General features: G+C 60.2%; 17 protein-coding genes and 2 riboswitches. Of the genes, 7 read left to right on the top strand and 10 right to left on the bottom strand.

Annotated elements, in window-relative coordinates; translation table 11 throughout:
- Position 1: 1 nt before the first annotated feature.
- Entirely contained in the window at positions 2-784 is a 783-nt protein-coding gene (locus J8G15_RS00955) for an SDR family oxidoreductase (protein ID WP_210545345.1), read from the bottom strand.
- Positions 785-918: 134 nt separating this feature from the next.
- On the opposite strand from J8G15_RS00955, the gene J8G15_RS00950 reads away from it, so the two are divergent.
- On the top strand, positions 919-2,610 hold the full coding sequence (locus J8G15_RS00950; RefSeq protein ID WP_210545344.1) for an electron transfer flavoprotein-ubiquinone oxidoreductase: 1,692 nt from the start codon (positions 919-921) through the stop codon (positions 2,608-2,610).
- Between the two features lie 151 nt (positions 2,611-2,761).
- On the opposite strand, the gene J8G15_RS00945 is transcribed toward J8G15_RS00950, so the two are convergent.
- Positions 2,762-4,330: an aminotransferase class V-fold PLP-dependent enzyme gene (locus J8G15_RS00945; RefSeq protein ID WP_210545342.1), complete on the bottom strand. Its 1,569-nt coding sequence runs from the start codon at positions 4,328-4,330 to the stop codon at positions 2,762-2,764.
- Positions 4,331-4,450: 120 nt separating this feature from the next.
- Here J8G15_RS00945 and J8G15_RS00940 point away from each other — a divergent pair, with 120 nt between their 5' ends.
- The 5 genes from J8G15_RS00940 (at position 4,451) to gcvP (ending at position 12,594) form a co-directional block, all read left to right on the top strand.
- On the top strand, positions 4,451-4,930 hold the full coding sequence (locus J8G15_RS00940; RefSeq protein ID WP_210545341.1) for an Lrp/AsnC family transcriptional regulator: 480 nt from the start codon (positions 4,451-4,453) through the stop codon (positions 4,928-4,930).
- A 123-nt stretch (positions 4,931-5,053) separates the two neighbouring features.
- Positions 5,054-7,627: a bifunctional diguanylate cyclase/phosphodiesterase gene (locus J8G15_RS00935; protein ID WP_210545339.1), complete on the top strand. Its 2,574-nt coding sequence runs from the start codon at positions 5,054-5,056 to the stop codon at positions 7,625-7,627.
- A gap of 29 nt (positions 7,628-7,656) precedes the next feature.
- Positions 7,657-7,759, top strand: a riboswitch (glycine riboswitch).
- A 20-nt stretch (positions 7,760-7,779) separates the two neighbouring features.
- A riboswitch (glycine riboswitch) is annotated at positions 7,780-7,906 on the top strand.
- 80 nt (positions 7,907-7,986) lie between these two features.
- Positions 7,987-9,144 (top strand): glycine cleavage system aminomethyltransferase GcvT, encoded by a 1,158-nt coding sequence (gcvT, locus tag J8G15_RS00930; protein ID WP_210545337.1) that lies wholly within the window; start codon positions 7,987-7,989, stop codon positions 9,142-9,144.
- 78 nt (positions 9,145-9,222) lie between these two features.
- The gene (gene gcvH, locus J8G15_RS00925; RefSeq protein ID WP_210545335.1) at positions 9,223-9,594 is read left to right on the top strand and encodes a glycine cleavage system protein GcvH; all 372 of its coding nucleotides are present in this window, start codon (positions 9,223-9,225) and stop codon (positions 9,592-9,594) included.
- Positions 9,595-9,702: 108 nt separating this feature from the next.
- Positions 9,703-12,594, top strand: a complete 2,892-nt coding sequence (gene gcvP / locus J8G15_RS00920) for an aminomethyl-transferring glycine dehydrogenase (RefSeq protein ID WP_210545334.1) — start codon at positions 9,703-9,705, stop codon at positions 12,592-12,594.
- 79 nt (positions 12,595-12,673) lie between these two features.
- Here the strand turns inward: gcvP and J8G15_RS00915 are convergent, their stop codons facing one another.
- From J8G15_RS00915 to J8G15_RS00900, 4 genes are read right to left on the bottom strand one after another with little or no spacing between them, the layout of a single operon-like run.
- On the bottom strand, positions 12,674-13,450 hold the full coding sequence (locus tag J8G15_RS00915; RefSeq protein WP_210545333.1) for a DUF2894 domain-containing protein: 777 nt from the start codon (positions 13,448-13,450) through the stop codon (positions 12,674-12,676).
- Complete coding sequence (locus tag J8G15_RS00910) at positions 13,447-14,112, bottom strand: OmpA family protein (protein WP_210545331.1); 666 nt, start codon at positions 14,110-14,112, stop codon at positions 13,447-13,449. Before J8G15_RS00910 ends, J8G15_RS00915 begins: the two co-directional genes overlap by 4 nt.
- The gene (locus J8G15_RS00905; protein WP_210545329.1) at positions 14,112-16,718 is read right to left on the bottom strand and encodes a DUF802 domain-containing protein; all 2,607 of its coding nucleotides are present in this window, start codon (positions 16,716-16,718) and stop codon (positions 14,112-14,114) included. The genes J8G15_RS00910 and J8G15_RS00905 overlap by 1 nt, the downstream gene beginning before the upstream one ends.
- Positions 16,715-17,473: a DUF3348 domain-containing protein gene (locus J8G15_RS00900; RefSeq protein ID WP_210545327.1), complete on the bottom strand. Its 759-nt coding sequence runs from the start codon at positions 17,471-17,473 to the stop codon at positions 16,715-16,717. The genes J8G15_RS00905 and J8G15_RS00900 overlap by 4 nt, the downstream gene beginning before the upstream one ends.
- Before the next feature lie 594 nt (positions 17,474-18,067).
- Between J8G15_RS00900 and J8G15_RS00895 the strand changes: the two genes are divergently transcribed.
- Complete coding sequence (locus J8G15_RS00895) at positions 18,068-19,120, top strand: stealth family protein (RefSeq protein WP_210545326.1); 1,053 nt, start codon at positions 18,068-18,070, stop codon at positions 19,118-19,120.
- Between the two features lie 240 nt (positions 19,121-19,360).
- Here the strand turns inward: J8G15_RS00895 and J8G15_RS00890 are convergent, their stop codons facing one another.
- The 4 genes from J8G15_RS00890 to J8G15_RS00875 all read right to left on the bottom strand — a co-directional run bounded on the left by J8G15_RS00890 (position 19,361) and on the right by J8G15_RS00875 (position 21,508).
- The gene (locus J8G15_RS00890) at positions 19,361-19,744 is read right to left on the bottom strand and encodes a hypothetical protein (protein WP_210545323.1); all 384 of its coding nucleotides are present in this window, start codon (positions 19,742-19,744) and stop codon (positions 19,361-19,363) included.
- A 32-nt stretch (positions 19,745-19,776) separates the two neighbouring features.
- On the bottom strand, positions 19,777-20,208 hold the full coding sequence (locus J8G15_RS00885; protein WP_210545321.1) for a hypothetical protein: 432 nt from the start codon (positions 20,206-20,208) through the stop codon (positions 19,777-19,779).
- A 31-nt stretch (positions 20,209-20,239) separates the two neighbouring features.
- Positions 20,240-20,890: a bifunctional 2-polyprenyl-6-hydroxyphenol methylase/3-demethylubiquinol 3-O-methyltransferase UbiG gene (locus J8G15_RS00880; RefSeq protein WP_210545319.1), complete on the bottom strand. Its 651-nt coding sequence runs from the start codon at positions 20,888-20,890 to the stop codon at positions 20,240-20,242.
- 75 nt (positions 20,891-20,965) lie between these two features.
- Positions 20,966-21,508, bottom strand: a complete 543-nt coding sequence (locus tag J8G15_RS00875; protein ID WP_210545317.1) for a GNAT family N-acetyltransferase — start codon at positions 21,506-21,508, stop codon at positions 20,966-20,968.
- Between the last annotated feature and the right edge of the window lie 293 nt (positions 21,509-21,801).

The following is a 21,801-nucleotide window of genomic DNA, read 5'->3' as shown; positions in this document are numbered from 1 at the left end:
ATCAGGCTCCGAAACCGTCATCCGCAGCGATGACCGCCCCGTTAATGAAATGGCTCTCGTCCGAGCACAACATCATCAGCACCGCATCCAGATCTTTGGGCTGCCCGACGCGTTTGCGCGGCAGCATCTGAATCAACTTCTGCCCCTGCTCGGTTTGCCAATGGTGGTGGTTGATTTCAGTGTCGATGTAGCCCGGGCAAATGGCGTTGACGTTGATGCCAAAGCGGCCCCACTCGAGCGCCATGGCTTTGGTCATCTGCACCACAGCCGCTTTGCTCATGCAATAAACGCCAATTTGAGGCAGTACCCGCAAGCCCGCCATGGAGGCAATATTCACAATACGGCCGCCGGTGAAATGCCCTGGCGCCGCCCCTTTGGCCCGGGCCAGCATGCGCTTGCCCACCTCTTGCGCGACAAAAAATGCGCCACGCACATTGGTGTCAAACACATAGTCAAAGTCTTCTTCCGAGACGTACTGCAAACGCTGTGTGGTGCTGACGCCGGAGTTATTGACCAGAATGTCAATCGAGCCGACCTCGGTTTCCGCGTGGGCCACCGCAGATTTGATGGACCCCATGTCGGTCACGTCCAACTCAATCACATGGGCGTCACCGCCCTCACCGTCAATCTGCGCGCGCAACTCTTTCAACTTATCCACCCGGCGACTCGCCAGCACCACGGCGGCCCCCGCGGCCGCCAGGGTTCTGGCAAACTGGGCGCCGAGTCCGCCGGACGCGCCAGTGATGAGTGCCACGCGGCCGGAAAGATCAATGCTGTAAGCCATTTAGAGAACTCCTACGATTAAAAAGAACGATCGTTCTTTTTTTAAATTTCAACGCCTAAAATCGACCCCACGCCCGACAGTGCGCTGTCGCCGTCCGATCCAGGACCATGCCTCATTATCAAGCGAGTTAATCCATGACCCCTCAGGAAATTCTGGCCCAGTTCGGCCCCCGTGAAGCAATGGAATACGACGTTGTCGTCGTGGGTGGCGGCCCCGGTGGCCTCGCCACCGCCATTCGTCTCAAGCAACAGGCGGCCACACAGGGCAAGGAAATTTCCGTGGTGGTGCTGGAAAAAGGCTCTGAGCCCGGCGCCCACATTTTGTCGGGTGCCATCATGGACCCCAAGGCCCTGACTGAACTCTTCCCCAACTGGAAGGCCCTAGGTGCCCCCTTGAACCAGCCCGTCACCGATGACGCCATGGTCTTTCTGGGTGAAAAGTCCGGCTTTCGCACCCCCAACTTTTTACTGCCTGGTTGCTTTCAGAACCACGGCAACTTCATTGTCAGCCTGGGTGCCGTCACCCGCTGGATGGCCGAACAAGCCGAAGGTCTGGGCGTTGAAATCTTCCCCGGCTTCACAGCCGCCGAGGTGCTGTACAACGACGATGGCTCCGTCAAAGGCGTGGCCACGGGCAACCAGGGTGTCGGCAAAGACGGCAACCCTAGCGAGAGCTTCCAAATTGGCATGGAGCTGCACGGCAAATACACCATCTTTGCGGAAGGCGCGCGCGGCCATCTGGGCAAGCAACTGATTGCCAAGTACAAGTTGGACGACGGACGTGACCCACAAACCTACGGCCTTGGCATCAAGGAAGTGTGGGAGATTGACCCTGCCCGCCATAAGCCCGGCTTTGTCATGCACACCGCCGGCTGGCCCATGGACAGCGACACCTATGGCGGCGCCTTTCTGTACCACGCGGAGGACAACAAAGTTGCTTTGGGCTTCATCACCGGGCTGGACTACGCCAACCCCTATTTGAGTCCGTTTGAGGAATTCCAGCGCTGGAAAACCCATCCCAACGTGCGCTACTACTTTGAAAACGCCAAAGGCGAAGTCACCGCCAAGCGCGTGGGCTACGGCGCCCGAGCCATCACGGCGGGTGGCCTGCTGTCACTGCCCAAAACCGTGTTCCCCGGTGGCGCCCTGGTGGGTTGCGATGCCGGTTACCTGAATGTGAGCCGTATCAAGGGCAGCCACGCCGCCATCAAAACCGGCATGCTGGCCGCCGATGCTGCGTTTGACGCCGTGATCGCAGGTCGCCAGCACGACGAGTTGAGCGCCTACCCCGAGGCCTTTGAGAAGAGTTGGCTGTACACCGAGTTGAACAAGTCACGGAACTTCAAAACCTGGTTCAAAAAAGGTCTGACCGTGGGCACGCTCATGAACGGCCTGGAGCAGTTTGTCTTGAAGGGCAACATTCCTTGGACGATTCACCGCGACAAGCCAGACCACCTGTACCTGAAGCCGGCCGCCGAGTGCAAGCCCATCATCTACCCCAAGCCAGACGGCAAGCTCACCTTTGACCGGCTTTCCAGCGTGTTCATCAGCAACACCAACCATGAAGAGCAGCAACCGGCGCACTTGACGCTGAAGGATGCCTCAGTCCCCGTCAGCATCAACCTGGCCAAGTTCGCCGGGCCCGAGGCACGCTACTGCCCAGCCGGTGTGTATGAGTTTGTGAAGAACGAAGACAACACCGACCGCCTGCAGATCAACGCGCAAAACTGCGTGCACTGCAAGACCTGCGATATCAAAGACCCCACGCAAAACATCGTCTGGGTCACACCCGAAGGCGGCGGCGGCCCGAATTACGCGGGCATGTAATCACGGGCCAAGCGCCCAACACCCAATGGGGCCCAAGTGGCCCCATTTTTCATGGCCTCGGTAGCGGAAATTTTGTGAAAAGTTGGTGGCTAGCCCCCTAATTCATTGCACCGCTAGCTATTAAATAAAGAGCAATCGAAGGAAAGCTGCATCAGGACAAGGCCAGTCCACCGGCAAGGTGACGGATGTGGGGATGCCCCTTGCGCAGCAACTGCTGCGCTGCCTGGTGACTGCGGTTGCCCGTGCGACAGAAAAACACCACGGGGCGCGCCGGCTCTGCCAGCCAGTCCAATAGATGCTGATCCAGACGATCCAGCGGCACGTTCACCACCTGGGATGCGAAAGCCTGTGGCGTGCCGGCCAGATGCTCATAATTTTCACGCACGTCCACCACACGGGTGTCAGGGTGTTGGTTCAATAACGCCGCCAACTCCCCCCAGGTCAGCGCAGCCACCGGGAGTAGAGTTTGGTCAGCGTCCGCCTTGGGCCGGCTGATCGAAGCGGGCGGCAGGCTGACTGTGGGCGCATCGTGATCGCGGGCGTGAACCAGTACCTCGCCGCACCGCACAATGGCCGCGCAAGCGCGCTCAATCAAGGCGGGTTCATCCAGCGGCCCAAACGACAGGCGCACGGCTGACGTGGTTTGCCACTCTGGCAAGCCCATGGCCACCAGTACATAGCTGGGTTCTGCCTTGGCGGCCGAGCAGGCACTGCCCGCACTCACCCGCACGCCCGCCGCGTCAAACAAGGCCAGCAAGGTGTTGCTGCTCACCCCGGGGACCGAGAAGTTGAGCGTGGTCGGCACCGCCAAGCTGAAAGGCGCGTTGAACACCACGCCAGAAAACGCGGTGGAGAGTGCTCGCGCCAGTTGCTCCCGGTGCGCCAACAAGCGACTCCCGGGTTGAAAGGTGCGCCCTTCCAGCAGCGCTTGCATCACCGCGCCCCAGGCGGCAATGCCGGGCATGTTCTCGGTTCCGGCGCGAAGGCCGCCTTCCTGACCGCCGCCCGCCATCATGGCGGTGTAAGGGCTGCCAGCGCGCACATACAACAAGCCAATGCCCTTGGGGCCGTAGAGTTTGTGACCAGAAAAGGTGGCGTAGTCCATGCGGGTCTGCCGCAATTTCAAGGGCAGCTTGCCCAGCGCCTGCACACAGTCCACCAACCACAGTGCGGCCGGGTTGTGGGCGGTGAGCACTCGCTCAATGCCCACCAGATCCGACACCACGCCAGTTTCATTGTTTGCCGCCATGGTGCACAGCAAAGCCGTGTCTGCCATCCACTGGGCCAGCACCTCCAATTGGTGTTGTCCGTGGCCGCACACAGGTAGCGCCCGAACCTCCAGGTCAAGGCCCAGCACGGCGTTCCAGTGCCGCAGGGCCTCGGGCACCGCCTTGTGTTCGGTGGCGCCGTACACCAGCAAACGCCCCACAGGCTCGCCCCGCTCCCGACGTTGCCGGATGTTCATCAAAGCGGAAAAAACGGCGCTTTGGATGCCTTCTGTGGCGCCACTCATGAAGATCAATTGTCCCTCGCCACTGTCCAGCACTTGCGCGGTGTATTCCCGGGCCTTCATCAGCATCTGGCGGGCCACCAGACCCGTGCAATGCCCGCTGCTGGGGTTGCCAAAGACCTCCGCCATGGCGGTTTGGGCGGCCGCCAGCGCGGCGGGCATGGCGCGTGTGGTGGCGTTGTTGTCGAGGTAAATGGGGCTGGCGGACATGGCACTCTCCTACATAGAAGTGCATGAGTTTATGAAAACAGTCTTAGAAAATAATTCTTTTCAACCTACTATTCGCGATTAATTAGTCAATAACAAACTACAAAAATAACAAATTAAGGAATGAACATGCTAGATCGATTGGATCTTGGAATTCTGGAAGCCTTGCAGCACGACGGCACCCTGTCTATTGCACAGTTGGGCGAACGGGTAGGTCTGTCCACCACGCCTTGCTGGAAACGGGTGAAGCGACTGGAAGACGAGGGCTTCATCACCCAACGCGTCGCCATCGTGGATCGCCAAAAAGTGGGACTTCCCGTGACCGTGTTTGTGAGCGTTCGTACCTCGCAGCACGATGAAGCCTGGCTCGCGAAATTTACGGCGTCGGTTTCCTCCATGCCGGAAGTGCTGGAACTGCACCGCATGAGCGGCGATGTGGACTACCTCCTCAAAGTCGCCACCACCAGCATCGACGGCTTTGATCGCTTCTACAAAAAACTCATCCAGCTCGGCCCCTTGACTGGTGTGTCCTCCGCTTTCTCCATGGAGCAAATCAAAAGCACCACCGCCCTGCCACTGGACTTGCCGGGGCGGGTGGCCTGAGGACACATGGTCTGATCATCCAACGGGACTCATTCATAGTGAATGTTCCCGTCCCGACTCCATGCATGAACTGCGTGCCCGCGCTTTGCCGGCTAGGCCGATAGGCACACCGCATTCGAATTTATGTCCCCCAAGAAGCCCGCACAAGAAGATCAAATCGCGACGTCGGCATCTGATCGGGCGAAAGAAGTGGTTCGTTCGCGTGACTCGAAAGCGGATTTGTCAGCCTCAAACGAATTGCTACGGGCCATCGTCAACACCGCGCCGATCGGAATTTTCTGGAAAGACACCCAGTCTCGTTACGTCGGCGGCAACCTGGTTTTTGCACGCGACTCGGGATTGACCTGCGTCCAGGAGATCTTCGGCCGGACCGACGAGGAATTGACCTGGGCTGAGCAAGCGGAAAAGTTCCGCTTCGATGACCAATCGGTGATGCAAGGCAACTTAACGAAGCTCGGATACGAGGAATTTTTCAATTCACCTACCGGGACGCCTGCTTGGTTTCAGACGTCAAAAGTCCCTTTGCACAACGATGCAGGCGATGTAGTGGGCTCGCTGGGGATCTACCAGGACATCACCGAACACAAGCAGTCAGAACAGGCCTTGGTCGCCTCTCAACAGCAGTTTCGCGATTTAGTCGACTCAACCGCCGGCATTGTCTGGGAAGCCGATGCCACCACCTTTCGCTTCAATTTCGTGAGTCAGGATGCAGAACACCTGCTGGATTTTACCGTTGAAGAATGGCAAATTCCGGGATTCTGGGTCCAAAACCTGCACCCGGATGACCGGTCTTGGGCGCTGGAGTACTGCGCCTCTTGTACCAGCCGCCCTGAGGCCCACGATTTTGAGTACCGCTTCATCAGCAAAGATGGCCGAATCGTCTGGTTGCACGACATCGTGAAAGTGGTCGCGGTGGCCGGTCAACCGCGCTGGCTGCGAGGCGTGATGTTCGATGTCACCGCTCGAAAACTCGCCGAGGCCCAATTGAAATTGGCCGCCAGTGTGTTTACCCATGCCGGCGAGGGAATCACGATCACGGACGCCAGGGGTCGCATTGTCGAGCTCAATGACACATTCACCGCTATCACAGGGTCTAGCCGTGAGGAGGCCTTGGGGCAATCCTCCGAAATACTGAGATCCGGGCACCATGACGACGAGTTTTTCGGGTCCATTTGGCGCGAAGTGCACCGCCGGGGCCACTGGCAGGGCCAAATTTGGAACAAACGAAAAAACGGCGAAATCTACGCCCAAAGGACGACAGTCAGCGCCGTGCTTTATGAGAACGGTGTGGCGCAAAACTATGTCGGTCTTATTTCCGACATCACGGAGCTCAAACGGCACCAAAGCGAGCTGGAGCGGGCTGCCCACTTCGACAGTTTGACGGGCCTTCCCAACCGCCTGCTGCTGGCCGACCGACTCAGCCACGCCATGAATCAGTGTCAGCGCCAAAACCACTCATTGGCAGTGGTTTATCTGGACCTGGACAACATCAAAGAGGTCAACGACGAGTACGGGCACGCCGCCGGGGACGCGCTGTTGATTGAGGTGTCACGTCGTATGAAAATCGCCTTGCGTGAGGGAGATACCTTGACGCGCCTGGGCGGAGACGAGTTTGTGGCCGTATTGAGCAACCTGTCAGAACCCGACGATGGCATTCCTGTGCTGGAGCGTCTGCTACAAGCGGCAGCGGTTCCTGTGACGGTTTCGACGGCGCCTGACGAACAAGGCGAAAAAGATCACATCATTGTTCGCGTATCTGCCAGCATGGGCGTGACTTTTTATCCGCAAGACCCGGCGGACGCCGACCAACTGATGCGCCATGCCGACCAGGCCATGTACGCCGCCAAGCAAGCGGGGAAAAACCGCTACCAGTTGTTCGACATCGCGCAGGACGTGGCCATTCAGTCGCGCCGTGAAGGGCTCCAAAACATTCGCACCGCGCTGGACCGCCGTGAGTTCGTTCTGCACTACCAACCCAAGGTCAATATGCAGTCGGGCGTTGTCACTAGCGTGGAAGCGCTGATCCGCTGGCAACACCCCGAAAAGGGATTGCTGCCGCCCGCAGCGTTTCTGCCGCTCATGGCAGGCCACCCAATCAGCATGGAGGTCGGCGAATGGGTGATTGAGACCGCCCTGAGCCAAGCCAGCGCGTGGTTGGCACAAGGACTGGATGTGAAAGTGAGCGTGAACCTGGATGCAGCGCAGTTGCAGCAATCCGGCTTTGCCGAACGCCTGAGCGACATTCTGACCAAGCACCCGGACGTGCCGCAACAGCGCCTAGGCCTTGAGGTGCTGGAATCCAGCGCACTGGAAGATTACGACCGAGTCTGTGATGCCATGCACGCCTGCCATGCCTTGGGCGTGAGCTTTGCGCTGGACGACTTTGGCACCGGTCACTCCTCCCTCACCTACCTCAAACGCCTGCCGGCGCAAACCTTGAAAATTGACCAGACTTTTGTTCGGGACATGCTAGACGACCCCAGCGACCTCGCCATCGTCAAGGGCGTCATAGGCCTGGCCCAGGCCTTTGGACGCAACGTGGTCGCCGAAGGGGTTGAGACGGCTGCCCAGGGCCAAGCGCTTCTGTCGCTGGGCTGCGAAATGGCACAAGACTATGGGATAGCCCGCCCGATGCCAGCGAACCAAATTCCCGCCTGGGTGACCCAGTGGGAATCCAAGGCAGTTTGGACGGATTGAGATCGATCACTGCCGGCCTGCATTAGAATTCCGACTCGTCAGGAGAGAGCTTTCCCAGAGAAAGCCGCCGAAGGCGCAGAACCGCTGATTGCAGCGGTTTGAACGCTCAGGCAAAAGGACTGACAAGCGCGTCAGGGTGTCACCACCCAGCGCGTCTCCCCACTGGAGAGAGGCCAAACCGGATTTGGCCCACCGAAGGAGCAAACCGCAGTCTGCCAGCCCACCCGGGTTGACGTTGGCCCGGTGAATCTCTCAGGTAGAGCGGACAGCGGGGGCACAGGCCAGGGGTTTGACATCGCGTCAAACCTTCGGATTTGGATACGCCCCTGGGCGCCACGCGCCCGAACCGGAGTTCGCTGATGACTGCCACCACACCCCCTCTTGCCGCGCTGCTTAGTGTTCCGCTGAATGATCTGCATGTCTCGCTGGGCGCCCGCATGGTGCCATTTGCCGGCTATTCCATGCCCGTGCAGTACCCCGCCGGCCTGATGGCCGAACACCACCACACCCGCACGGCCGCCGGCTTGTTTGATGTGTCCCACATGGGCCAGTTGCGTCTGGTGGGCCCTGACGCCGCCGCCGCTTTTGAGACCCTGATGCCGGTGGACGTGATCGATCTGGCCGTGGGAAAACAGCGCTACGGTCTGCTGCTCAATGACGACGGAGGCATCATTGACGACCTGATGTTCTTCAACAAAGGCGATGACGAGATTTTTGTCATCGTCAACGGTGCTTGCAAGATCGGAGACATTGCCCACATCCAGGCCAAGATCGGCGAGCGTTGCCAGGTGATTCCCATGCCTGAGATGGCCTTGCTGGCACTGCAGGGCCCACAGGCCGTCACCGTCTTGTCTCGCCTGGCGCCCGGCGTGGAAAACTTGGTGTTCATGACTGGCGGCAACTTCAAAGTAGACGCTGGCACAAAAATCATTCACGTCTTTTTAACCCGCAGTGGCTACACCGGAGAAGACGGTTTTGAGATCTCCGTGCACGAGAGCGACGCCAACGCCCTCGCCCACGCCCTGCTGGCCCAGCCTGAAGTGAAGCCCATTGGTCTGGGTGCGCGCAACTCGCTGCGCCTGGAAGCCGGTCTGTGCTTGTATGGCAACGACATTGACACCACCACCACGCCCGTCGAGGCGACTCTGAACTGGGCCATGCAAAAGGTGCGACGTACTGATGGCGCCCGTGCCGGCGGTTTTCCGGGGGCTAGCAAAATACTAGCGCAACTCGCAGGTGGCGCGGGCGCTGCAACCCGAAAACGTGTGGGACTCATGGCGCTGGAGCGCATTCCCGTGCGTGACCACACCGAATTGCAAGACCTGGCTGGAAACCGCATTGGCGAAGTGACCAGTGGCCTGCTGGGCCCCACCATCGACAAGCCAGTGGCCATCGGTTATGTGCCGCCTGAACTGGCCGCGCTGGGCACAAAGATCAACGCCATGGTGCGCGGCAAGGCCGTGCCCATGGAGGTAGTGGCCATGCCGTTTGTGCCCACCAACTACTTCCGCGGCTAAAAGCCAGGGTTAAAGCCCACACAGAATTTTTACTGTTTCAACGACTGACACCTTTCATCATTTTTTAGGAGCGCCTCCATGACCATCAAGTACACCCCTGACCACGAATGGCTGAACATTGACGGCGACACCGCCATCGTCGGCATCACGCACCACGCGCAAGATGCCTTGGGCGATGTGGTGTTTGTGGACCTGCCCGAAGTCGGCGCCACTTTTGCTGCCAAAGACATTGCCGGCGTCGTCGAATCCGTGAAAGCCGCCGCTGACGTCTACATGCCCGTCACCGGCGAGATCATCGAGGTGAACGAAGCCCTGCGCGCTGACCCAGCTCTCGCCAACTCCGACCCACTGGGCGCCGGCTGGTTCTTCAAGGTCAAGCTGTCCAACCCGGCCGAGCTGGACGCCCTGATGGACGAAACCAGCTACACCAGCTTCTCCGCTGGCGCCTAAATAGGGCTGCGGGCTGCGGCCCGCGCCGGCTGAGCCTGTCGTAGCCCATTCCCCCCCTTGTTTCGCTCGCCCTTCGACAGGCTTGAGGCGAACGGTTTGTGAGTCCTCATGTCGATGCAATCTCCCCTGCCCCTAAAAACACTCGAAAACACCTCCGAATTTATCGCCCGCCATATTGGTGTTGAAGCGGCAGATGAAGAAATGATGCTGAAAGTCGTCGGATCGGCCTCGCGCCGCGATCTGATTGACGGCATCGTGCCGCGCTCCATTGCCCGCCAATCCGTTATGAACATTCCTGCAGCCATCACGGAAGCCGCCGCGCTGGCCGAGCTGAAGGCGATTTCGGCCAAGAACCATGTGTTCAAGAGCTACATCGGCCAGGGCTATTACGACACCCACACGCCGGGCGTGATTCTGCGCAACATCCTGGAAAACCCCGCCTGGTACACCGCCTACACGCCCTACCAGGCCGAGATCAGCCAAGGCCGCATGGAAGCGCTGGTGAACTTTCAAACCATGGTGGCCGACCTGACCGGCATGCCCATGGCAAATGCCTCCATGCTTGACGAAGCCACCGCCGCTGCCGAAGCCATGACGCTGGCCATGCGCGTGGGCAAGTCCAAGTCCATGACATTCCTGGTGGACGACCAGGTGCTGCCACAAACGCTGGAAGTGATACAGACTCGCGCCAAGCCGCTGGGCATCACTGTGAAGGTGTGCAACGGTGACGAAGGCTTGGCTGAGGACAGCTTCGCCGTGCTGCTGCAATACCCCGGCGTGAGCGGTGTGGTGCGCAATGACAAGGAATGGATTGCGGCCTACAAAGCCAAAGGCGGCGTGGTCATCATGGCCGCCGACCTGCTGGCGCTGACCCTGCTAACGCCCCCGGGCGAGCTGGGTGCTGACATTGCTGTGGGCACGACCCAGCGCTTTGGCATGCCTTTGTGCAACGGCGGCCCACACGCTGCTTACATGGCTTGCCGCGACGAATTCAAACGCTCTTTGCCCGGCCGCTTGGTCGGCGTGAGTGTGGACGTGCACGGCAACCCCACCTACCGTTTGGCATTGCAGACCCGCGAGCAGCACATTCGCCGCGAAAAAGCCACTTCCAACATTTGCACTGCACAGGTCTTGCCGGCGGTGGTGTCCAGCATGTACGCGGTTTACCACGGACCTCAAGGCCTGGTCCGTATTGCCCAGCGCGTGGCCACCTTCACCGCCATTCTGGCGCGTGGTTTGCAAGACATGGGCTACACCCTGGCCCACGCCAGCGCCTTTGACACGCTCACCATCCAAACCGACGACGCTACTGATTTAATAGCCGCTCGCGCACTTTCTGCATGCGCCAACCTGCGTTTAGTCTCTGCAACTTCTCTCAGCGTCTCGCTCGATGAAACCACGACCCGTGACAACGTGGAAGAGCTGTTTGGCTTCTTCGCCAAAGACGGCGCCGCCCTGCCCACCGTGGCCGCGTTTGAACAAGGTTTGGACAATCTGCTGCCCGCCGCGCTGCGCCGGACCAGCCCTTTCATGACCCATCCGGTCTTCAACACGCACCATTCCGAGACCGGCATGCTGCGCTACATCCGCCGCCTGAGCGATAAAGATCTGGCGCTGGACCGCAGCATGATTCCGCTGGGCAGCTGCACCATGAAGCTCAACGCCACCAGCGAGATGATTCCCATCACCTGGCCCGAGTTCGCCCGCATTCACCCGTTTGCGCCGCGCAGTCAATTGCTGGGCTACCTAGAGCTGGACGAGCAATTGCGCGCCTGGTTGTGTCAGGCCACAGGCTATGCTGGCATCAGCCTGCAGCCCAATGCCGGCTCACAGGGCGAGTACGCCGGTTTGCTCGCCATCAAAGGCTTTCATGAGGCCCACGGCCAAGGCCACCGCAACATCTGCCTGATTCCCTCCAGCGCGCACGGCACCAACCCCGCCAGCGCCCACATGGTCGGCCTGACGGTGGTTGTGACCGCTTGCGACGCCCAAGGCAACGTGGACATGGCTGACCTGAAAGCCAAATGCGAAAAACACAGCGATAACTTGGCCGCCGTGATGATCACCTACCCCAGCACGCACGGCGTGTTTGAGACCAGCGTGAAAGAACTCTGCACCCTGGTGCACGAGCATGGTGGTCGCGTCTATGTGGACGGTGCCAACATGAACGCCCTAGTTGGCGTGGCTGCGCCCGGCGAGTTTGGTGGCGACGTGAGTCACCTGAACCTTCACAAAACTTTCTGCATCCCCCACGGCGGCGGCGGCCCCGGTGTTGGCCCGGTGTGTGTGGTAGCTGATCTGGTGCCCTACCTGCCCGGCCACGTGACCGGCGGTGTGCCCAGCCATGGCGTGGGCGCGGTGTCTGCGGCGCCTTTGGGCAATGCAGCGGTGCTGCCGATCAGCTGGATGTACTGCCGCATGATGGGCGCCGAGGGCCTGAAATCGGCAACCGAGATCGCCATCCTGAGCGCCAACTACATCAGCGCCCGTCTGAAAGACCACTACCCCACGCTGTACGCCAGCGCCAACGGCCATGTCGCGCACGAGTGCATTCTGGACCTGCGGCCTTTGAAGGAAACCAGCGGCGGCGCCAATGGCATCTCGGCCGAAGATGTATCCAAGCGCCTGATGGACTACGGTTTCCATGCGCCCACCCTCAGCTTCCCCGTGCCGGGCACGCTGATGGTCGAGCCTACTGAGAGCGAAACGCTGGACGAGCTGGACCGTTTCATCAACGCCATGATCGCCATCCGTGAAGAAATCGCTAAGGTCGAGCGCGGCGAGTGGCCCCAGGACAACAACCCCCTCAAACACGCCCCCCACACGGCCGCGTCACTGATGGGCGAGACCTGGGACCGCCCTTATTCGCGCGAAGTCGGCGCCTTCCCGCTCGCCACACTCAAGCAAGTCAAATACTGGCCGCCCGTGGGCCGGGTGGACAACGTTTATGGCGACCGCAATCTGTTCTGCTCTTGCGTGCCAGTGAGCGAGTACAAGTAACGTCGAAACGCAGGCCCTGCCCGGGTCTGCGAAGGGCTCCAGAGAGCGCCGCGCCGCAAGGTGCGGCGCTTTTTTTACGTCATTTGGCCTTGGCGCGCCGGGGTTTGGCTTTTTTGGCGGCGTCGCCAGCGGCGGCTTTGGGCGCGCTGGGCGCCTTGCCTTTTTCTGTTTGCTCCAGCCCCAGCAGGGTGTCCACGTAGGAGGTGAAGCGGTTCAAGTAGTCGGGCGAGATGTCTCGCATCAGCGTCAATGAGCGCAGCACCAGCATGTGCGAGTTGATGGGGCCGGCGTTCTTGGGCGCCTGGTCCAGCGCCTTGGCCACCTGCCGATCCACGCTGAGTTTGGACCAGGTGTTTCTGAACACCCGGCTGGTTTTGAGTTCGGGCTGCTGGCCCAAGCCGCTGATCACTTCCCCGCTCTGCCCGGCGCCGTCGGCCGCGTGCTGGGCGATGTAGTGGGTCAGTTCGCCCAAGGCGCTGCGGGGAGCGGGCTTGCTCAGGCTGGCAATGTGCACAGCCACCCCTTTGCAATCACCGGCCTTGAGCAATCGCTGCAACTCCGCAGCGGCCTGCGGGTGGTTTGGCACGGCGTGGTCCACCGCACCTTGGGCGTCGTTCAAGGCGCGGTCAAACCGGGCCTTGAATGCGGCCACGGCGTTGTCCAAGCGGGCTTCCAGCAGCTCCTTGACCCGTCCTGCCTCCGCATCGGCCCGCTGTGCCAAGGCCTGCAGGTAGTGCAGACGCACCGGGTCCCACCGAGCGGCGCCGGCTTGTCGCAGGGCCGACATCACAGCGCGGGCGTCCAGAGGCGGCTTGGCCCCTGCAAGCTCTGTATTGCTGTGATGGAGTTCACTCATGGTTTGAGCAAGAATTTGGGTGCGGGGGCCAGGGTGGGCGAATTACTGGTTTTGGGAACCGGTGCCATTTCCACGCGCCGGTTTTGCGTGCGCGCGGCCTCGTCCACGTTGGGCGTGGCGGGCTGCTCAGCCCCGAAGGCGGCGGCGAATACCAGCGACGAGGGCATGCCTTCGTCTATCAGGGTGCGGGTCACCGTCAAGGCCCGTTGGGCAGACAACTCCCAGTTGTCGATATAACGGCTGTTGCCTTCGCGAATGGCGCGGTCATCGGTAAAGCCGCTCACCATCAGCATTTCATTGCGCGACGTCAAATACGACTGTAGTGGTGTGACCAAGCTATTGAGCAGTTGCCGCCCCTCCGGCTGCAACTGGTCCGAGTTCAGTGAGAACAACACCTGCCCGCTGATGCCAATGCGCCCGTTGTTCAGCGTGATGCGCCCTGTAGCCAGCGGCACCGCCAACGCCTTTTCCAGGGTGATGCGGCGCTGCTCCTCCATTTGGCGCAGCTTCACCTCGGCATCCAGATGCGAGGCCAGCTCCATCTGCACGCCCAGCACGCCGACCAGGATCAGCACAAACGCACCCAACAGGCCCGACATCAGGTCGCCAAACACCGCCCAAATGGGCGCCGTGGACTCGCCGCTTTCGTCCATGTCATCCATCACGCGACCTCTTCAGCCGGCGCAGCCTGCTTGCCCGGCAACTGGCGCAGTTCTTCAAAAATCTCTTTTTGCGACATCAGGCTCAGGTCAATGATTTCCCGCGCTTGCGCCACGTAGTAGGCCAACTGGTCGTCGCTTCGGGCCATGGATTTGTCCATGGCGCCTTCAATGCGCTGCAGGTTGGCAATCAGCTTCTCGTTGGCCTCGTTGAAGGAGTTCACGGCAAACCCAAAGGCTTCACTCAGGCTGGACACCTCTACCGCACTGCTGGTCACATGCGCGGCAATGTCGGATAGCTTGACGGCCTCAGCCCCCACCTTGTCAGAGAACTCGCTGCCGGCCGTGTTGAGTGCCACAGCGGACGTCGCCACCAGCGAGTCAATCACCGCACGCTGCTCCACCGAGGCATGGTTAATGGACTCCAGCAAGGTGTTCAGCGTGGCCATGATGCGGCTGCGCTCTTCCAACAACTCGTTGTCTCGGGCCACGCTGCTGGAGATTTCCTTGCGCAGTTGCCCAATCACGTCAGCAGTCGCACGCGGTGCCTCAGAGGCGGTCTCAATCAGGCGGGTGATGGGGTCTTCCAGCGCGGTGCCCAGCGTTGTCAAATGCCCGGTGAGCGCGGTTTGCAGCTCAGCCAGACGCGCCACAGCGGCGTCGCCGCGCTGGGCTTCTTCGGCACGAAGTGCACCCAACTCGGTGCGCACCTGCGTAGACAGCGCCTCCATGCGCGCGTTGTGCTGGGCAATCCACTCGGCTTCAGCCGCCAGGCGTGAGCGCATCAGTTCTTCGGCGCTCGTGATCAGGCGGGTGGCGTCGCCCAGGGTTTGGGCAGACCGGGTCTGGGCCTGCTCGGTGACGCTTTGTACGGCCTCGGTCAGCGTGGTGCAGATTTGCTGCTGCTGGGCAAGTGTTTTGTCGGCCGTGCTCTGCCATTCGCGCTGCAGCGTGGCACTGGCGCCTTCCAGAGACTGCGTCCACAGTTGCAGCCGCTGGGCGTCACCAGCCGTCTGATCGGTTTGCAGGCTCGCGTAGGCGGTGCCCACCGATGCCACCAAAGCCCCAGAGCGCGCATCGAATGTGTCGGCAAACGCGCCCAGCGTGCGCTCCACGCCGCTGACCAGCATGGTGCTGGCCTGCTCGTGACGGCTCAGTAGCGCCGCCATGCGCTCCTGGTGCTGCGTGGTCCAGTCCGCCTCAGACGCCATTCGCGAGTGCATCAAATCTTCCGCACTGGTGATCAAACGGGTGGTGTCTGCCAGCGTTTGGGCCGCGCTGGCCTGTGTCTGCTCGTTCACCCGTTGCACGGCTTGGGTAAGCGTGCTGCAAATTTCCTGCTGCTGGGCCAGTGTTTTCTCGCTGGTGCCCTGCCATTCGCTTTGCAGAGTGGCGCCAACGCTTTGCAACGACTGCGTCCAGGCCTGCAGACGCTGGGCATCCAAGCTGGCTTGGTCGGCTTGCAACGTGGCGTAAGCGCTGTTCACAGAAGTGACCAGCGCGCCAGAGCGTTGTTCAAAGGTGTCGGCAAACGCACCCAAGGTGCGCTCCACGCCGCCCACCAATTTGGCGTTGGCTTGCTCTTGGCTGGCCAAGGCGCCGGTCCAGGTAGCGGCCACCGTGGACGCGGTGGCGCCGAAGCGCTCGGTCAGGCCATCGAGTTGCAACTGCACGGTATCGACCATGCGTTCATGCATCAGCTTGGCCTGCGCGGCAATGCCGTTCAGGGCCGCGTCCACGGCGGGTTGAAGGCTCTCTCCGGCAATTTGCGCACTTTGGCTCAGGCTGTTGCGCAAGGACATGTCCACGGACACGGCCAGGTCGGTGTAAACGCCCTTCACATCTTTGTGGAACTGGTCCTGATTGCCTACCAGGCGCTCATTGAGCTGCTCGTTCATGCGCTCCATTTGCGTCATCATGGCCCGCAGATGGGTCACCACCTCGGGCAAAGCCTGCGACTGGGCCTGCAGGGCTTTGAAGGTTTCCTGTCGCTGGTGCACCATGGAGAACCCGCGCAGCGTGGTCGCAATCTGGCTGTCCAGCGCTTGCGCTGCCTGCACCCGCTCGCGCCGGCTCAAGGCCGACATCAAGCCCAGCATGGCCGACGCAGCCACACCCGCCACCGACGTACCAAACGCCAGCCCCAGGCCCTTGATGGGCGCGGCCAGTGCCGCGCGAATGGCGGTCAAATCTGTGGTGCCTTCCAGCGCAAACACGGCGCCGTTCAGCGTCACGACCATGCCCAAAAACGTGCCCAGCATGCCCAGCATCACCAAGAGGCCCACCAGATATGGCGTCAGCGCCGGGCCGGGCAAGCCCACCCGCTCGCCTTCCACCCGCAGTCGCACGGTGGTGCGCAGCGAGGCAGGCACGCCCGACAACCAGTCGCCCAAATCACTGAGCTGCGCCGGCGTGGCGGCCAGTGCACTGGCCAACGCCGACGTGGCTTGGCGAAACTGCCGTAACTCCCACGCGCCAAAGACAAACACCGCCCCGATCAGGGCCGTCATGGTCAACGCCAGCAAGTTGGTGCCAATGAAGCCACTGCCCACCCAAGCAACAGCGGCGGCGCCCAGGCCGAAAGCGATGGCAAACAAGTATTTATTCATGGTGAGGTCTCGTGGTTCAGGGCTTCAATCAGCCCCACCGTGGGTTGCAGGCGCAAGTCCAGCTCGGCCAGCAACACGGTTTGTAAATCGGTGCGAAAGCGCGCCAGCCAACCGCCGGCGTGCATCCAGTAGGCTGGAATGTCGGTCATACCCGTGGTCCTCAGCCTGTATTCGTGCTCTTTGCGCAGTTGCGTGAATCGTTTCTCCAGCAGCACCGGCACATTGGCCAGCAGCTTGCTTTCGCGGTCATTCAAGATGTCGTCCAGCGCTGCATCCAGCGTGGCCAGGGTTTTGAGCGCGGGCGAGGTGCGGGCCAGCACATCACGGGCCTTGGCCCGCAACGGGCGTGTACCCAACTCCATGTCACGCTGCTGCGCCAGGTAGTAGCGCCGGTAGGGCTCAAAGGCGGACGGCATTTCCAGCGGCAACAACAGGTCTGGCAAAGGCATGCCGGTGCGCGTGCGAACCCCTTTGGCGCTGGGCGGCGTGTTGATGACGGTCTCAAACCCGGTGCGCACCCGGTTGAACTCATCACCCAAGGCCGCGCGCAAGCCGGTTGGCGCCGGGGTTTTGATGCTCGCTGGGCCCGCATTGAGCGCGCCATGCAGCGTGATCGCGTGGCCCAGGTTCATCCACTGGCCCAGCTTTTCAGCAAAGGCCGTGCCCGCCTGCGCGGCGTCCATCACCGACAGGTCAGCGAGCACGCGCATGAGCCTGGAGCTATGGAGATGGGTACGCGTCAATGCTCGCGTCATGGTTCAGAGTCAATCCAGTCAAAAACAGGGCCTGAGCGGCGCCAAAAATGCCCCGCCCAACAACATGCACGGTCGTTGACGACCGGAAGCAACCGGTCAGATCAAATATTCGTCGGATCAGGCGTCCACAAAGGGCCTGGGGCCGCCAACTCAAGCCCTGAAACCAACAGCAGTTGGCTCAAGGATGGTTTGGGCATGGGGTAAAACGAAATCAGGCCACGCAGAGGCGAACCGGCCTGAAGCGGTTGATTTTACCGCCCCGTCCCTGCCCTCTGCCGTTTGCACCCCCAATGGACGGAGCCGCCCGCCAAGGGCCACCGTCTGCGCAACACAGCGCAAAAACGGCGAACCCAAAGTTACTATTTATTTGATAGCTGGTTGCGCAGGCTCCACGAGGGCCAGAAGCCAATTTCTCATCAATTCACCAAAACAAACAAGAAAACTGATGTCGCCGATTTGGCCCTGGCAAGCGCCATCTGCCTCAGGCGCTTCGAAACAAAGCCCCCCGGTAAGCACAGGTTCATCCTGTGCCCTAACATGCGACCTCTGCACCGGCTGCCGGCCGGGGCCCAAGACACGCAAGAACACCTAAAAATGAACACAAACGGACCCGTCGATATCGTCTATCTCTGGGTGGATGGCAGCGACCCAGCCTGGCGCAGCAAGCGCCTGGCCGCACAGCAAAAACTGGATACAAACCAACGCCAGCAAATAGCCGCCCATGGCGACGTCGAAGGCCGATTTCGCGACAACGATGAACTGCGCTACAGCCTGCGCGCGCTGGACCGATTTTTTCCGGAACACGGGCATGTCTACATCGTCACCGATGGCCAGGTTCCTGCCTGGCTGCAAGCGCATCCGCAACTCAGCATCGTGGACCATCGCGATCTGATTCCTGCCAACGCACTGCCAACATTTGACTCCGCCCATATTGAGTCTTACATCCATCGCATCCCTGGCCTGTCGGAGCGCTACTTCTATTTCAATGACGACGTGTTCTTTGGCGCGCCTGTCGATCTGGCCGACTGGTTTTGGGACGATGGCATTTATGCCGGTTGGTCCGACGATCTGGCAGTACCTGCGGGCCCGCTGAAAAAAGATTCCAACGCACTTGAAAACGCCTGCCGCCTGTCGATCGCGTGGTTGGACGCCCACGCGTCTGACGGCCTGCAGCTGCACTATCACCACACCTACCAAACGTTCGCCCATTCGCCTCGCGCCATGCGCAAGTCCATGTTGTTCGCGCTGGAGGCCATTGCCCCGGAGCTTTTCAGCAAGGTGCGCAGCACCGTCTTTCGCGCCTGGGATAAGCCGACCATCGTCTCTGATTTTGTGATGCGCTGGGCCCTGGCCCATGGCCACGCCCGGATGCGGGACTATGCGCACGTCTACGTTGCAACCGGTGAGGCGCCTCAGGCCTCATGCATGGACCGCGTGATCCAGGGCTTTGGAGACCTGCACTTCTTTTGTCTGAACGACACCCTGGACAACGCGCCGGCCGACGACATCCGCCTGCACCAACTCAAAGCGGCCTTGCAAGGCTTGTTTAGCGACGAATCACGCTATGAAGGCCTTGATGGCGCCTTGGTACCGCATTGGACCAAAGGCGCAGACGAAAAAATACCGTCTGCGCAATACATTGAATAGCCGGCGGGACCAAAGTTACTATTTTTTTGATAGCTAGCTACGCTGGCTTAACCGGGGCTAGAGGCCAATATCTTATAAATTTTCACGGCCGATCGATCCAGCAGCGTTGTCGGTATGAAGCCCCCCCCAAGTCACGTTGATCCGGCGCCGACAGAGAAACTGATTGTGGGCCGGCGCTGACGTTCAATGATCGAATTCGCTAGCCCCCGCGGGCTTTCGCGCAGAGTCCATAGCGTGGCGCTAGTGAATGATTTTCTCGCTCGCGACGCGAATGGCGGATTTCGTAGCGCGCCACTCCATTGATCGGGGGACCGTCAACCGCCCAAGATTCCATGAATGAAACGCCTTCCACCGGGATGAGGCGCGCTGCAAAATACGACTCTCCAGCCACTGCAGATCAAACCCGGACCACACGCCCGCCACACTCAGCAAGTTGTACTTGCAAACCGGGTAAACCTCATCAATCAAGATGAACTCGAGCTCGTCCTCTGAACAAGGCGACGCTACCAAAATGTCCACGCACCACTGCCTGATCAAGGAAACGTCGGTGTCCAGGAACAGGTCAGAGAGCGCTTCCCAAACAGGGCGGCGATGGGCCAACTCCTCAGCAGAAAATGTCGTCATTCGCACTTAACGTTTGACTTGAGGGACAGGCGTCACAGCATGAGCCACTGCAGAAACACCCCATAACCATGCACCAGCCCAATGACCAGGCAGATACCCGAAGAGACCAGCCAGAAGGTCTGGGAGTTTTCAGGGAATTGCGGCTTGAGGAGCGGAAAAGCCAGTGCTCGCCCCAGGTAAACGACACAGATGGCGGGGAGAACCACTTTGGTAAACGGCAGGTGGCCAATCACACCTGCCCCGGAGAATGCGTATCCGGCCCAAGTGAAGAGAATACCGGCGATAGCGAGTGTGACGAGCGTGGGGCGAAGCCGCTTGGCCTCGACGGCGCGAGCCATCTTCTCCCCTGCGCCCATGAAGCGGTACGTCGCTGGCCCAAGAAGAATGCAGGCCAGATGCGCAACGGCGGCCGCGGTGCTGAGTGCACCGCCAACGATGAGGGCTTGCGTTCCGGAAATAAGCATGGTGAAGGTGGTGCTTTGATTGAGTGAGGGGTCAGGTCGCAGCGCCACTTGACGGAAGCCGAAACAAAAAGGTGGCCAAACGGGGAACTGAATCCGGTTGATCTTTATGGTGCCACCACTCGTTGAAGCGAACCAGCTCCAGCCCGCACGCCTCGGCTGCTTTGAGGAAATCGGAGATGTGGTGCGTGTAGGCCTGACCTTTGACCTCCTGACCCGTCGCTTCCAAAAACCTGGCTTGGCGACTTTGGTACTGCTTGAACGGATGCAACTCGCTGATAAACAGCCTGCCACCCGGTACGAGCGTATCGGTGGCTTGGCGCAGGACCGGCGTCAGCAGTTCAACGTGTTCCAGCACCAAATTGAAGGAGACGAGGTGCGCGATTTTTGCCGGGCAAGGCCAGTCAGAAGTCAGGTCCGCTTGCTGAAAGAGCACATTGGGCGACGTCACACGACTGCGCGCCACTGCGAGCATGCCTTCCGAGAAGTCGAGGGCGTGTACTTCGTCGGCGATGCGGCTGAAGTATTCGGTGTTCTTGCCCGTTCCGCACCCGGCTTCGACCACGACAGGAATCCGGTCATCCCCCAATAGACGGCGGGTCACCTCTTCGTCGAGATCGCGGGTGAGATTGGGGTCGGCGTCGTAGTTGGCGGCCCACGCCGAGTAGGCTCTTGAGATGGACATGGAGTGATGATGGTTGTTTGGTGGCCTAGGGTTCGAATTCAGCCGTTACCGAAGGCGATCCGCTGGAAATAATGGTCAAGTTGAACTCGCGCCCGCCTTCGGGAGCGGCGCGATGAAAATCCAGTCCGTCTGCGTGTCGCTGCCGACTACGAAATTGTGGCTCCCGACTTGCGTAAAACCCGACTTCAGGTAAAAAGCAATCGCTCTTGGATTGCGCTCCCAGACACCGAGCCACAAATGCAGACCCCCGAGTTCTTGAGCGGCCTCGCGTGCGCTGACCATCAACGGCTCGGCCGCTCCTGTTCCGTGGGCAGAGCGAGCCAGATAGAAGCGATGTAGTTCAACAGGGTTCTGAGCCACAACGCAAGTCGGAAAAATCTTGCGACGCACTTGAGCGAATCCGATGAGTTCCTTGTCCAGGTAAGCGAGCAAAGTTCGAACATCCTTGTCTGCAATCTCATGGGCTTGTTGCGCTTCGCCATAGGATGCCTTCAAAAGGATCTTGAGGTCTTCTGGACTGTTGTCTGCGCCAAAGGTTTCTTCAAACGTGCGCGCCGCAAGTTTTGCAAGCGCCCGAGCGTCGGACAACTCCGCGCTCCGAATAATGACTGAACTCATGCTGTCCACAGCCTGGGTAGGTAGTTTTGAAACCTAAGGAACGAACGAAGTGAATCCTGCTGATGAACAAAGCCGTCTTGAGCCATTTTTTCTCCCCATAGTTGTAAGTCGTTGATTTATAACTGACTCGACACTCGCGTCATCCCGCAGTGTTCAACAAACCGACGCCCCCCCCCGCAAAGTCGCTGAATAAAGCGGGGCCTGCGGGAAAAAACGGATGACCGTGCGCTGCGCAGGCTTGACAGGGAGCAGTTTTGGATACACATAGCACTATCAAGTGAATAGCTGCTTCC

It is taken from the genome of Rhodoferax sp. PAMC 29310 (genome assembly GCF_017948265.1).
Taxonomy (GTDB): Bacteria; Pseudomonadota; Gammaproteobacteria; order Burkholderiales; family Burkholderiaceae_C; genus Rhodoferax.
This window is presented reverse-complemented; position numbering and strand designations above follow the sequence as displayed.

What these genes read in the sequence shown, in the direction of transcription:
- J8G15_RS00955 (WP_210545345.1), bottom strand. Translation starts at nt 784, where the DNA reads ATGGCTTACAGCATTGATCTTTCCGGCCGCGTGGCACTCATCACTGGC.
- J8G15_RS00950 (WP_210545344.1), top strand. Translation starts at nt 919, where the DNA reads ATGACCCCTCAGGAAATTCTGGCCCAGTTCGGCCCCCGTGAAGCAATG.
- J8G15_RS00945 (WP_210545342.1), bottom strand. Translation starts at nt 4,330, where the DNA reads ATGTCCGCCAGCCCCATTTACCTCGACAACAACGCCACCACACGCGCC.
- J8G15_RS00940 (WP_210545341.1), top strand. Translation starts at nt 4,451, where the DNA reads ATGAACATGCTAGATCGATTGGATCTTGGAATTCTGGAAGCCTTGCAG.
- J8G15_RS00935 (WP_210545339.1), top strand. Translation starts at nt 5,054, where the DNA reads ATGTCCCCCAAGAAGCCCGCACAAGAAGATCAAATCGCGACGTCGGCA.
- gcvT (WP_210545337.1), top strand. Translation starts at nt 7,987, where the DNA reads ATGACTGCCACCACACCCCCTCTTGCCGCGCTGCTTAGTGTTCCGCTG.
- gcvH (WP_210545335.1), top strand. Translation starts at nt 9,223, where the DNA reads ATGACCATCAAGTACACCCCTGACCACGAATGGCTGAACATTGACGGC.
- gcvP (WP_210545334.1), top strand. Translation starts at nt 9,703, where the DNA reads ATGTCGATGCAATCTCCCCTGCCCCTAAAAACACTCGAAAACACCTCC.
- J8G15_RS00915 (WP_210545333.1), bottom strand. Translation starts at nt 13,450, where the DNA reads ATGAGTGAACTCCATCACAGCAATACAGAGCTTGCAGGGGCCAAGCCG.
- J8G15_RS00910 (WP_210545331.1), bottom strand. Translation starts at nt 14,112, where the DNA reads ATGGATGACATGGACGAAAGCGGCGAGTCCACGGCGCCCATTTGGGCG.
- J8G15_RS00905 (WP_210545329.1), bottom strand. Translation starts at nt 16,718, where the DNA reads ATGAATAAATACTTGTTTGCCATCGCTTTCGGCCTGGGCGCCGCCGCT.
- J8G15_RS00900 (WP_210545327.1), bottom strand. Translation starts at nt 17,473, where the DNA reads ATGACGCGAGCATTGACGCGTACCCATCTCCATAGCTCCAGGCTCATG.
- J8G15_RS00895 (WP_210545326.1), top strand. Translation starts at nt 18,068, where the DNA reads ATGAACACAAACGGACCCGTCGATATCGTCTATCTCTGGGTGGATGGC.
- J8G15_RS00890 (WP_210545323.1), bottom strand. Translation starts at nt 19,744, where the DNA reads ATGACGACATTTTCTGCTGAGGAGTTGGCCCATCGCCGCCCTGTTTGG.
- J8G15_RS00885 (WP_210545321.1), bottom strand. Translation starts at nt 20,208, where the DNA reads ATGCTTATTTCCGGAACGCAAGCCCTCATCGTTGGCGGTGCACTCAGC.
- J8G15_RS00880 (WP_210545319.1), bottom strand. Translation starts at nt 20,890, where the DNA reads ATGTCCATCTCAAGAGCCTACTCGGCGTGGGCCGCCAACTACGACGCC.
- J8G15_RS00875 (WP_210545317.1), bottom strand. Translation starts at nt 21,508, where the DNA reads ATGAGTTCAGTCATTATTCGGAGCGCGGAGTTGTCCGACGCTCGGGCG.